Annotated in this window: 11 protein-coding genes; 10 read left to right on the top strand and 1 reads right to left on the bottom strand. The window is 55.9% G+C overall.

Annotated features, from left to right (window positions below):
• Window positions 1-261 (bottom strand): transposase (locus BMY36_RS11390; RefSeq protein WP_175469252.1); only part of this gene is annotated, 261 nt, incomplete at its 3' end.
• A gap of 219 nt (window positions 262-480) precedes the next feature.
• On the opposite strand from BMY36_RS11390, the gene BMY36_RS11385 reads away from it, so the two are divergent.
• The 10 genes from BMY36_RS11385 (at window position 481) to BMY36_RS11340 (ending at window position 9,689) form a co-directional block, all read left to right on the top strand.
• Complete coding sequence (locus tag BMY36_RS11385; RefSeq protein WP_050519972.1) at window positions 481-921, top strand: hypothetical protein; 441 nt, start codon at window positions 481-483, stop codon at window positions 919-921.
• 72 nt (window positions 922-993) lie between these two features.
• Window positions 994-1,269 carry a hypothetical protein gene (locus BMY36_RS11380; protein ID WP_050519971.1) on the top strand — a complete coding sequence of 92 codons (276 nt, stop codon included), beginning with the start codon at window positions 994-996 and terminating at the stop codon, window positions 1,267-1,269.
• Complete coding sequence (locus tag BMY36_RS19935; RefSeq protein WP_050519970.1) at window positions 1,266-1,625, top strand: hypothetical protein; 360 nt, start codon at window positions 1,266-1,268, stop codon at window positions 1,623-1,625. The genes BMY36_RS11380 and BMY36_RS19935 overlap by 4 nt, the downstream gene beginning before the upstream one ends.
• 157 nt (window positions 1,626-1,782) lie before the next feature.
• Window positions 1,783-2,343 (top strand): toprim domain-containing protein, encoded by a 561-nt coding sequence (locus BMY36_RS11370; RefSeq protein ID WP_217646621.1) that lies wholly within the window; start codon window positions 1,783-1,785, stop codon window positions 2,341-2,343.
• A 174-nt stretch (window positions 2,344-2,517) separates the two neighbouring features.
• The gene (locus BMY36_RS11365) at window positions 2,518-3,798 is read left to right on the top strand and encodes an AAA family ATPase (RefSeq protein WP_050519968.1); all 1,281 of its coding nucleotides are present in this window, start codon (window positions 2,518-2,520) and stop codon (window positions 3,796-3,798) included.
• Between the two features lie 145 nt (window positions 3,799-3,943).
• Window positions 3,944-5,560, top strand: a complete 1,617-nt coding sequence (locus BMY36_RS19220) for a hypothetical protein (protein WP_050519967.1) — start codon at window positions 3,944-3,946, stop codon at window positions 5,558-5,560.
• Window positions 5,551-5,925, top strand: a complete 375-nt coding sequence (locus BMY36_RS11355; protein WP_050519966.1) for a dATP/dGTP diphosphohydrolase domain-containing protein — start codon at window positions 5,551-5,553, stop codon at window positions 5,923-5,925. The genes BMY36_RS19220 and BMY36_RS11355 overlap by 10 nt, the downstream gene beginning before the upstream one ends.
• Complete coding sequence (locus BMY36_RS11350) at window positions 5,922-6,818, top strand: hypothetical protein (protein ID WP_050519965.1); 897 nt, start codon at window positions 5,922-5,924, stop codon at window positions 6,816-6,818. The genes BMY36_RS11355 and BMY36_RS11350 overlap by 4 nt, the downstream gene beginning before the upstream one ends.
• Window positions 6,811-7,341: a nucleotidyltransferase family protein gene (locus BMY36_RS11345; RefSeq protein ID WP_050519964.1), complete on the top strand. Its 531-nt coding sequence runs from the start codon at window positions 6,811-6,813 to the stop codon at window positions 7,339-7,341. The genes BMY36_RS11350 and BMY36_RS11345 overlap by 8 nt, the downstream gene beginning before the upstream one ends.
• Window positions 7,338-9,689 carry a DNA polymerase gene (locus BMY36_RS11340; protein WP_139194022.1) on the top strand — a complete coding sequence of 784 codons (2,352 nt, stop codon included), beginning with the start codon at window positions 7,338-7,340 and terminating at the stop codon, window positions 9,687-9,689. Before BMY36_RS11345 ends, BMY36_RS11340 begins: the two co-directional genes overlap by 4 nt.

Genomic DNA, 9,689 nt, shown 5'->3' with positions numbered 1-9,689 from the left:
ATCCAAGTCGATCAGGTGCAGGAGGCTCTCGACAAACCCCGTCGTCTGCCGCAGCGCCATGCCGAACAGTACTTTCATCGTCAGACATGTCTGGATCGCAGCGTCACTGTAGTCGGGCTGTCGGCCACGTTTTCCGGTCGGCGCAGCCTCCCAGGTCATGGTGGGATCGAACCAAATCGTCAGCGAGCCACGACGCTTGAGCGCTTCGTTATAGGCGGACCAGTTCCTGGTCTTGTAGGCGAGGGGTGTCGGTTTACTCATACCACACAGCTACCATGCTGGATTCACAAGATGAATCCCTCATGAGATTTGTGCAACAGAGCCGTGTCGAACCACACAGTGTTTCAAAGAGAATGGTAGGCCCGGCAGGACGACCCAACCATAGCAGTTTCAATCACTTAGTAATGGCTAACCCTTGCTATAGCGCCTTTGATAACACTTATGTTATTGTTGCCGTGGCTAACCTGCAAGGAGCATCAAATGACCCCGAAGAAAGTACATATGACAAACAAGAACATCTTTGACTTCACCGACGTTTCTGATCTTCCAGCCGAACTTCAAAAGAACCTTGGAGCAGGCGGCGGCGACCGCAGTGCCGCAGCGCGTAACTGGGCTGATGTAGTGGTTGCGGGCAAGGAAGCGGGATACGCTGAACTGAACATCAATCAGATCATGGCCGCTGCGAAGCGTATGGACATGGAAATCAAGTCTGTCCAGACTGTCCGGGCGTACCTGAACCGTGCTGTTGAACTCGGCTATATCACCAAGCCAAGCAAGCAGGCATATGCTGTTGGCAAGAAGACGGTCCGCGCTGAAAGCACTGGATTGGAAGACGCGGTTGTGACCGCAGAGGTGGATCAGGCCACAGAGGCGCAAGTCCCTGTGTCTGCCGAACCCTTCGATCCTCTCGCGGGGCTGTAAAGCACCCCAAAGACTTGTTGTTACGGACACAGGGTCGGGCATTAGTGCTCGGCCCTTTTTATTGGAGGCTACATGGCCCAAGATACCGCGCGTATCATCACTGAGGTTTACTGCGCCCATGATGAGGAAGACACACTTACAATCACGGAACACACCACAGAGTACAACAACGGACTGCGGTGCGTCGAGTACGCGGTTACGGTAGCCCAGTGGGACGGCGACAGCACCGTTATGCTCACTGAGGCAGACCTGCGACGATTGCAGAAATCTATCAAGAAGGCCCGTGCGGCGGAACGGTACGAGGCGACACTGTGGGTTGCAAATATAGGCCGGGAGGCAGCAGCATGAACAATACACCCGGCTACGACCGCTTGCGGCTTATGATTACGGCGGCGGAGTTCACATCAAGAGTGGTCTACCGCAGATGGAGCGACGTCCTTGCCAAGTTTGGTATGACTGTAGAGTACCACAACGACAACGTGGCTGTGATCTACTGCACCGACACTCGCGCCAAGCACCCTGCCTGCATCACGCTGTCTACTTCAACGCTGGGCGGTTCCGCATCAGCACAGATGACATGCCACTACGGCGACACACTTGTGCAGCTTTTTGAACAGGGGGCAGATGACAGTGAAGAACTGGCAACAATCAGCCCTGAATATGCGAATAGGGTCCAAACAAAAGGTCGAGTGTTGCGCGTCTGATCGCAGCGCCACGATAAGCAACGGGCACAACGGCGTAAGCCTTTATTGCCACAGGTGCGGGGCGAATGAGTTTCAACCACACGGGGAGCGCAGCATAGCTGAAATCCTTGCCGCAAGGCAGGCAGAAGACGTGTTGTCGTCCCAGACCCTACCCCACATGCCCCCAGATGCCGTACCGCTTCCAGCAGGCCCGTTGGAGGCGTGGCAGTGGGTGCTCAAAGGCGGGCTATCCCCAGAAGACGCCACAGGCACCTACGGGATGCACTGGCATGAAAAGACGCGGCGTGTGCTGATCCCGATCTATGGCCCCACGGGCGGTATGGTCGGGCTGCTAGGGCGCGCTGTTTTCAAGGAGAGGCCGAAGTACCGCATGATGTCTGGCAACGCAGATACAATCTTCCGTGCACCACACCGGGATAGCCCGGTAGTTGTGGTTGTGGAGGACGTGCTGTCGGCCATCGCTGTTCACCGGGCAGGCGTCAACGCGGTAGCTGTGCTTGGTACAGCTATCACACCAGAGCACGCCGCCCAAATCACGCAGTCATCCGGCGAAGTCGTTGGGTGGTTCGACGCCGACGGTGCTGGCGATAAAGCATGGACCCGGCTCAGGGGCAGGATGGGGTTGTACCCTGTTGTGCTCACCCGCGTTCAAACCGCCAAAGACCCGAAGGCGCTGCACAGGCAGCAGATACGGGAGGCAATAACAAACCGCACATAGGAGCCTGAGAATGACTTGCGCCACAACGTATGAACTCGCGCTTATGCTTTGGTCTACAGGTATCAACTACCTGTCGCACCCCGGTATAATCCTTGTCCAGCTAAGTCAGGCCACTCTTGTCTACGAGTGGGTGCCTGAGACTGCGCTGTACTGCGTAGGGAGGGGTATCATGGTATGATCGACCTTCAATTACTACGCATCCTCAAACACAAGTCGGACTACCTGCGGATACGCGGCAGAGTACCGACATCAGCACTCGACCCACAGACCAATGCTATTCTAGCGGACTTCGGCAAATACTTCGATATGTTCCCGGATCAGGAGCGCATCGACCACGCCACGTTCTTGCCTGTGTTCAGATCACGGCACCCGAACCTTACCGCAGAGCAATCCACGGCGTATGACGGCATCCTGTCGAACGTGATGACCAAGGATGTACCCGAAGATGTCAAGAAAGGCATCATGCGGAGTATGCTGGAACTGCGTATGGGAACAGACCTAGCGAACCTGCTGGCTAAGTTTGATGCAGGCGACCTATCGAACATCCAAGGCGAGATCACCCGGCTGGTGGACGGCTTCAAGGCCGACGCTGGTATCCGGGAGATCGACTACATCCGGGACGACATCGGAGACTTGCTGCGAGAGGAAATTGACGACAGCGGCCTGAGTTGGCGGCTGGAATGTCTGAACCAATCGTGCCGGGGCTTGCGCGGCGGTGACTTTGGTATCATCGCGGGGCGACCCGACAAGGGCAAAACCACGTTCATTGCGTCGGAGTTGACGCACCTAGCCGCCCAGCTTCCCACAGGCCAGAACGCTATCTGGCTGAACAACGAGGGACCGGGCAAGCGCATCATCCCCCGGCTGTATCAAGCAGCCCTTGGCGCTACGATGTCAGAACTTATCAAGATGGACGGCGGCGGCAACATCCGTGACGCCTACATCAGCATCATGGGTGCTATCGACCGCATCAGGGTGATCGACGTTCACAACGCAGATTGCTTCACGGTCGAGGGCATCATTGAGAAGCAGGAACCCGGCCTAGTCGTCTACGACATGATCGACAACATCCGGGGCTTTGGTGACTCAGCCCGTACAGACCTTGGCCTAGAGCGTATGTATCAGTGGGGCCGTGAACTCGCTGTGAAGTACGACCATGCAGGGTTGGCGACATCCCAGATCAGCAATGAAGGCGACGGTCTGCAATTCCCTACGCTCGGTATGCTCAAAGACAGCAAAACCGGGAAGCAGGGTGCGTGCGACTTTATGATGATGATCGGGGCCAGCAATGATCCCGGTCTAGCAGGCGTCCGCTACATCGGTATGCCAAAGAACAAGATACGCCGCGAGGGCGCACCACAAGACCCCCGCGCCACCGTCCAGTACAGCCCGCAAAAGGCGCGCTACGAGGACATCCCCTACACAGCCGACACATCAGGAGCATCCGACGAATGAACATCTTTACAGTTCTCTTTCAAGCAGTGGCTAACTCAGAGCCACGCATGATCCAGTTGCGTCACCCTATGGCGAACCAGCCCACAATGAAGCGCCCGTCGGGCAAGCGCGTCCGGGCGTTCAAGCTGTTCAAAGGCCACCGTCCATGAGTGTGTCTGCTGAACAAGTTAAAGACGCCCTAGCGGCCAATGGCGGGGGCAGGGTATCAGCAATGCTATGGCTTCGCAGCCACGGCGAGAAGTTCACCACAGGCGACTTCCTGCGCACAGCCAACGACATCGACGCTGAGTGCCTTGAACCTGTTGCCCTATCCGGCCCCATCATCGGCGGCACACTGGATGCCCCGGACAAGCGGCGCAACATCGCCACAGGCAAGACGTTTGTGTTCACCAGTGCGCAGTCCAACACGCTGTTGAACGAAGACTTCTTCCTTGCGCTAGAGCGATACTGTGCCGCACGGGATGCAGAGTTGCACATCAGCCGCTACACCTACAACAAGGCATCCTACGGCAGCAAGTCGGTTAAGCCCGGATCGCAGAAATCCTCAGACAACGACGACATCTGGTTTGACCCGCGCATCTTGCCGTATGCCTCTGATGTGTCGCTGGAAGTAACGCCTGATCTGATCTGGTGCGGCGAGTTGAATGTGATCCCGACGCGTATCAACCCGCTGTCCAGCTTCAAGAACTACACCCGACAGGCATCAGCCATCATCCCGCACGCAAAGCTGGTCATGGAAAGCGTGCCGACAATGAAGATCGACCCGGCGAAGTTCCTTTACACCACGGGGACGGTCACGGCACGCAACTACATCCAGAAAGCAGCAGGACAGGTGGCAGACTTCCATCATGTGTTCGGTGCGCTGGTGGTTGAAGTGGACGACAACGGGACGTGGTGGGCGCGGCAGTTGAACGCTGATAAATCTGGCGGTTTCTACGACCTCACTTCCTACTGGACACTAAAGGGGGAGCAGGAGAACTGTCGTATGTTCGCCATCACCCACGGCGACATCCACATGGACAAGCTGGACCTGCCCACGGCACACGCGGTCTTTGACCTCGGCGGCATTGTTGACAGGCTCCGGCCCCACGAGCAGCACTTCCACGACACCATCGACTTCACGGCGCGGAACCACCACAACATCAAAGACCCGCACTTCCTGCACAGCATGTACGTCAAGGGTACAGACGAGGTGGAGAGGGAGATCGTGAACGCGGCTACCTTCTTGAATGAAGCAGCGTACCGCGAGTATTCCCGGCACATCATCATTGTGTCAAACCACGATCAGGCCATTGAAGGATGGCTGCGCAACACAACCGCGATGGCAGACCCGATTAACGCCCGGTACTGGCATGAAATGAACGCCTATTGCTTCAAGGCGAGAGAAGCTGGCGACGAACCGCACGCCTTCACCCATGCACTATCGCTGCACTTGTCTGAGGACTTCTTGGATAGCTGCGAGATATTGCAGGAGGATGACAGCTACCGCATCCTCGGTGAGATCGAAGCGGGCCTGCACGGCCACCTCGGCCCGAACGGCGCACGCGGCAACCCCAAGAACCTACGCACAGTTGGTAAGGCGAACACAGCGCACACGCACTCTGCGGGTATCACTGAGGGCGTCTACACTGCTGGCGTCTATGGCAAGCTGGACATGGGCTACAACAAAGGGTTGTCGGGCTGGTCGCACAGCATGATCGGAACGTATGCAAACGCAAAGCGGTGCATCATCACCATTAAGGATGGCAAAGGATGGCGGTAAACATAGAAGGCGCGCCAAGCCAAGAAGCAAAAGCCGATGTAGGCAAAACCGATCCCCTGCTACTTGAGCATGACATGGTACGAGCACTGTCTGTCATAAACCGTGTGCTTGATTACGGTATGCTCAAGTACGAGCGGCGTAGCTGGATGAAGGTTGCGGCAGATCGTTGGAACTCCGCTTGCCGCAGACATCGCCGCAGCCGTGATACCGGGCAGATGTTCGATGACGAGAGCGGCCTGCTGCACATAGCACATGAGGCGGCGGGGCTGATTATACAGCTTGAGTTGTTCATCCAGCAAAACCCGCAGTACGACTACCTGTCGTTCCGGGAGCCGCCACAAGAGCATAAAAGGACATCAAAATGACAGCAAGCATCCCGCTGGCTAAGGGCTTTGATGCGTCAAAGCTGGTATTCCCGGTCGGCCTGAGCGTTAAGCATGACGGTGTTCCTGTACGCATTGACGTTATACCCCATGAGCACGGCATGGAATGGGCAACGCAGTCACGCAGCGGCGAACCCCTGCCAAGCTGTGATGTTGTTGTAGGTGCGTTCCTGCGATCACTGTCAGAGCACGGCATCTCAATTACAGGGCCAACGACCTTTGTGGCAGAGGTTACGCACAAGACCTTCACCGACTTCAAGGATGTCAGTGGGGTGGTGCGCCGCAAGGTGCCACAGGACGACCTTATCCTGAACTTCTTTGACTACAGCAATCACTGTGACGCACCGTGGTTTCTGCGGCAGCGTATCCTGCGCGGTATCCTGCGGACAGTGCAGACGGATACTGCCCGTATGGTACACCAATCGCTGTGCCGCGACGAAGAAGACTTGATGCGTCAACTGGATGTAGCGAGTACCCGGCCAGACGCAGCCAAGATTGAGGGCTACATCGCCCGCAGTGCTTCTGCGCTGTTCAAGCCCGGTACACGGCATTGGGATTACCAGAAGGTTGTGTTCGATCCCACGGTGGACCTGCGCATCAACGGATTTGAAGAAGCTGTCTCTGAGCACGGCGTACCCCTTGGTATGGTCGGTCGTATCCTAGCGGACTTCCACGGCACAGAGATTGGTATCGGGCCGGGGAAGATGTCACACGCTGACCGCAAATATTGGTGGGATGTTTGTGGACCCATTGGGCATATCGACCAGCCACGTATCGCCACGATCAAGTACAAGCGCGACGACAGCTACACAGCGTTGCGACAGCCCACCTTCCAGCATTGGCGGGAGGACAAGATGGAGCCAAGCTATGAGTAAGATACTGGAACTGATCGCGTTCATGGAAGAAGTGGACGACGCTATATACGAACACTATAAACATCACCCCTTCCGCATGAGTTACGTTATCGCTGGCGGGGCGTTACGCGATACTTTGCTAGGTCAACCTGTAAAGGATATTGACGTAGTTGTAGAAAACGCTGCGGGGTGGGGGGTGCCGTGGCCCGACACTACCTCTTACGGACCAACTGGCGGGTTCATTGCTACAGAGGGCGCGTTCACAGTACGGGGCTTGCCGTTGAACCTGATATATCGGGGCGGCGACATAAGCATACAGAGCATGATGGAATACCACTCCATGGCCGTGTCTAATGTGTTCTGGGCAAGGGGTGCTCTTACTATAGACAAGCGGTTCTTACGGGACGCGGCTGACAAGCAGCACACCGTTAATCGTGAACGCTGGGGCGGTGTTGGGGGCGGTGTTGGCAACAGCGTTGACGAACAGATGCTCCAAAAGTACATCGACAAGATAACAGCCAAATACCCGTGGCCGCTGCGGTGAGTATCCTTCCCATGCACAGCAATGGCGTTCCTGCGCCAAACCCTAACCCCGGCGATGTGTACTTAGTCTTCGACAGCGAAACGGAGACACACCAGAGCCACAAGCGCAAGGCCAACCCGTTCCATCCATTGAACTACGTCGTCATGCGTGGCTGGAAGAAGCAGGGCGATACCCGTGCCAGCATGGAGTATTTCAAGGGCAAGACCAAAGACAACTACCTGCGTATCCCAGATGATGTAACGGTACTTGTCGGCCACAACATCAAGTTTGACCTGCTGTATGAGATGTGCAACGACAACCCAGACCTTAAGGCGTTTTACAAGCGTGGCGGCAGGGTTTGGTGTACGCAGTACGGCTACTACCTCGTTAATGCCCAGAGCCAGCGTAGCCAGATGGCCGCTATGGACAACATCATTGAGGAATACGGGGGCCGCAAGAAGATCGACGGTATCAAGGCGCTATGGGAAGCAGGCTATCTGACATCCCAGATCGACCCGGCGCTGCTCGAAGACTACCTCATTGGCACAGAGGACGAAGGCCGGAACAGCGGCGACATCGGCAACACTGAGTTGATCTATCTGGGGCAGATCAAAGAGGCCGAAGACCTGAACATGACTGCTGCAATCAAGGCCCGGATGGACGGGCTGTGTGCCACAACAGAAATGGAGTTCAACGGCGTCAAGATCGACACCGCCCGCGCCAAGGCGGACCTGATCCTGCGCACCGCAGAGTTCAATGAAGCTGAGGCAGGGCTGCAAGAGTACATCAAGCACATCCCGGATGAAGTCGGGTTTAGCTGGGGCAGCAACGTGCATATCTCCTGCCTGCTGTACGGTGGCACGATCCGCTACCAGAAGCAGACGACGTATCTGGACGAGGCAACCGGGCAGCTTGCTAGGCTCAAGGCTACGGCGCGGTGGCCGTTGTTTGGTGGGGAGCCTGTTGATGTATCAAAGTGTGTCCCAGAGACTTTGGATGGGGTTGAGACAGGATACCTATATTGCCCCGGTCCAGAAAGCCGCAAGCAAGACACTTACCTATCCGGCAAGAAGAAGGGCGATGGCAAGTTCAAGAACGTGGATGTTCCCGGTGAGTTGAAGGTGAAGTACCAAGACTTCTTCTACGAGTTGCCCGGTTACACCAAGCCTGATTCCGATTGGAAAGGTAAGCTGACAGACGGCATGGGCAAGCCTGTGTATGGTACGGGTTCTGACATCATCGCTATCCTTGCAAACCGTGATGTGCCGTTCCTAAAGCTGATGGGCAAGTGGCAGGCTCTCAGTAAGGAGATCGGCACCTACTACGTCCGATACGATACAAAGAAGAAGATGTACGTTGGGATGCTAACGTGCGTACAGAAAGAAGATCACATCGTTCATCACAGTCTTAACCACACAAGCACAGTGACGACCCGGCTATCAGCCAATAACCCGAACATGCAGAACATCCCGACAGGTCAGAAGTCAGATGTGAAAGCAGTGTTCATCAGCCGCTTTGAGAACGGCGTTATGGGTGAGTTGGATTACAGCCAGCTTGAAGTGGTTGTGCAGGGTCTACTCAGCGGTGATGTGAACCTAATCCGTGACTTGAACTTGAAGATCGACTTCCACTGCAAGCGCGTGTCGTTGAAGAACAGCGTGTCCTATGAGTTCGCACTGTTCCACTGCAAGAACGAAGACGCACCAGACTACGCCAAGTGGAACGCAGAACGCCGGAACTGCAAGTCATTCAGCTTTGAGCGTGCATACGGTGCAGGGGCCAATTCTATCTCAGAGAAGAATGGTATCCCACTGGACGACGTAAAGGAAATGATCGAAGCCGAGGAAAAGGAATACCCCGGTGTAGTGAAGTTCAACGCGGATGTAGAGAAAGAGGTGAACGCCACCTCAGAGCCTTTCCGCGATGCAGATAGAGGCTGGCGTGTGTACCGCAGAGGCACATGGCAGTCACCAACAGGCACCCTATACAGTTGGCGTAGCTGGGATGCCCCCGCGTTTATGCGTAGCAAGGGCATCACTGATACGTTCAGCCCACCAGAGTTGAAGAACTATCCCGTACAGGGAACAGGCGGGGAGATCGTTCAGATGATCCTTGGCTTCCTATGGCGCTGGTTCGTCAAGAACGACAACTTCAACGGCAGGGCGCTGCTGGTCAACACCGTACATGACTGTGTGTGGGCTGACATGCAGCCTGACATCGTTGATACCGTCATCCCCGGCATGAAGAAGATCATGCAGGCTGTGCCGCAACTTCTCAAGCATCTGTTCAACATCGACTGCCCGGTTCCATTCCCCGTGGATGCCGAGGTCGGCCCGAACATGCTTTCCCTTAAACATTATTCGCACTAG

It is taken from the genome of Pseudorhodobacter antarcticus (assembly GCF_900110135.1).
GTDB classification, from domain to species: domain Bacteria; phylum Pseudomonadota; class Alphaproteobacteria; order Rhodobacterales; family Rhodobacteraceae; genus Pseudorhodobacter; species Pseudorhodobacter antarcticus.
This window is presented reverse-complemented; position numbering and strand designations above follow the sequence as displayed.

Excerpts from the sequence above, each read along its gene's own strand:
- BMY36_RS11350 (WP_050519965.1), top strand. The coding sequence starts at position 5,922 with ATGACAGCAAGCATCCCGCTGGCTAAGGGCTTTGATGCGTCAAAGCTG.
- BMY36_RS11385 (WP_050519972.1), top strand. The coding sequence starts at position 481 with ATGACCCCGAAGAAAGTACATATGACAAACAAGAACATCTTTGACTTC.
- BMY36_RS11345 (WP_050519964.1), top strand. The coding sequence starts at position 6,811 with ATGAGTAAGATACTGGAACTGATCGCGTTCATGGAAGAAGTGGACGAC.
- BMY36_RS11380 (WP_050519971.1), top strand. The coding sequence starts at position 994 with ATGGCCCAAGATACCGCGCGTATCATCACTGAGGTTTACTGCGCCCAT.
- BMY36_RS11355 (WP_050519966.1), top strand. The coding sequence starts at position 5,551 with ATGGCGGTAAACATAGAAGGCGCGCCAAGCCAAGAAGCAAAAGCCGAT.
- BMY36_RS11365 (WP_050519968.1), top strand. The coding sequence starts at position 2,518 with ATGATCGACCTTCAATTACTACGCATCCTCAAACACAAGTCGGACTAC.
- BMY36_RS19220 (WP_050519967.1), top strand. The coding sequence starts at position 3,944 with ATGAGTGTGTCTGCTGAACAAGTTAAAGACGCCCTAGCGGCCAATGGC.
- BMY36_RS11370 (WP_217646621.1), top strand. The coding sequence starts at position 1,783 with ATGCCCCCAGATGCCGTACCGCTTCCAGCAGGCCCGTTGGAGGCGTGG.
- BMY36_RS19935 (WP_050519970.1), top strand. The coding sequence starts at position 1,266 with ATGAACAATACACCCGGCTACGACCGCTTGCGGCTTATGATTACGGCG.